This window comes from Vibrio sp. 1288, from assembly GCF_033344475.1.
The window spans coordinates 1-550 of the sequence record NZ_JAWPOX010000984.1 but is presented as its reverse complement, the minus strand read 5'-3'; the positions used below and the strand labels follow the sequence as shown (position 1 = coordinate 550).

The 550-nt window shown below is 51.1% G+C and carries 1 protein-coding gene; it reads right to left on the bottom strand.

Annotation, left to right across the window (positions count from 1 at the left end):
- A partial coding sequence (locus R8O11_RS30470; protein ID WP_318195295.1) for an AI-2E family transporter occupies nt 1-550 on the bottom strand: 550 nt, incomplete at both ends.

Sequence of the window (550 nt, the reverse complement as noted above, 5' to 3'; positions counted from 1 at the left end):
TCTTTGAGTTCAGCCATTTCTTCTTGCTGTTGTGCTTTCTCGATGCTCAACCACCAAACGAACAACTCATACCAAATCGCCAGAATAACCGCACCTAGGAACAGGCCAACGATGCCGTAGAAAAGCATACCGCCGATGGCCCCAAGCAGAATCACTGGCATTGGTACGTCTACACCACGGCCCATAAACATTGGTTTTAGTAAGTTCTCAGACAGCGCACCGACAACCGCCCACACGGTAAACATGGTCGCGGTTGTGCTGTCTTGCGTCATGTACATGTAGCCAATCACTGGCAATACGGCAAGCAGCGCAGGAAGCTGAGCGATACACAAAATCATCAGAATCAGAGTAAGCAAACCAGCAGCAGGAACGCCAAACACAAAGAAGCCAGCACCGATCAATAGCGCTTGAATCGCAGCCACACCAACTACGCCCAGCAGTACGCTTTTAATGGTCGCGGCGATAAGCGTTGTCCAGCTTTTCGCGTTTTCGCCAGCGGTACGGATCGCGATAGTTTGCAGGCCTGATGCCAACGACTCTGAATACGTCA